The 1,018-nt window shown below is 44.2% G+C and carries 1 pseudogene; it reads left to right on the plus strand.

The features are described 5' to 3' along the window. Positions 1 to 62 precede the first annotated feature (62 nt). Positions 63 to 1,018, plus strand: a pseudogene (locus tag AB4589_RS21225) (IS3 family transposase); the annotation flags it as partial.

Below are 1,018 nucleotides of genomic sequence, written 5' to 3' on the forward strand. Positions count from 1 at the left end.
TGATCCGCACCAGCAGTTTTGGACACTGAGTTAAGTGAGTACAATCACTAATGAGGTGAACCATGACAAGTAAGAAGAAACGTATTATCCATTCTCCTGAATTTAAAGCAGAAACCCTGAAGCTGGCAGAGAAAGTGGGAGTCGCTGCAGCCGCAAGACAGCTCTCGTTACATGAATCTCAGATCTACGGTTGGCGAAAAGCCACAAAGAAGAATTCTAGTATTAGCCAACGAGAACAAGAATTGGCCGTTGAAGTCGCTAAGCTAAAGAGGCAGTTGGCAGAGCAAGCAGAAGAGCTAGAAATCGTAAAAAAGGCCGCCACCTACTTCGCGAAAAATCTAAAGTAAATTGCTATGAATTTATGCTCGAACACCTGCTGAGTTTCAGTATTTCCCGTATGGCTAAGGTGTTCAGAGTTTCTCGAAGTGGGTTTTATTATTGGGTTGAGAACCGCCACAAGGCGATTCAACGTGAGACAGAGCGCCAAAAGTTTGATACCAAGGTAAAAGAAGCCTTTGACGTTAGCAAAGAGCGAGATGGCTCAAGACGTATTCAGAAAGAACTGGCAGAGAGCGGTGATAACCATAATGTTAAGACCATTGCCGCCAGTATGAAACGTCAGGATTTAGTAGCGAAAGCAGCTCGCAAGTTTAAGTGTACAACGGACAGTAAGCATAAAATGCCCGTTGCTCCGAACTTGCTCGCTCAAGATTTTAACGCAACGGCTCCGAATCAAAAATGGGCAGGAGACATCACTTATGTTGCCACAAGCGAAGGCTGGCTGTACTTAGCTGTCATTATTGACCTTTATTCAAGGCAAGTTATTGGTTGGTCTATGGATACGAGAATGACGGCCTCACTGGTCTGTGATGCTTTGTCGATGGCTTTATTCCGTCGAGGGTTCCCTGAGCATGTCATAACTCATAGCGATCGAGGTAGTCAGTACTGTTCGAAAGACTATCGAGACCTCATAAGCACTTATAATTTAAAACAAAGTATGAGTAGAAAAGGGAACTGT

This window comes from Vibrio sp. 10N.222.49.A3, assembly GCF_041475145.1.
GTDB lineage: Bacteria > Pseudomonadota > Gammaproteobacteria > Enterobacterales > Vibrionaceae > Vibrio > Vibrio tasmaniensis_A.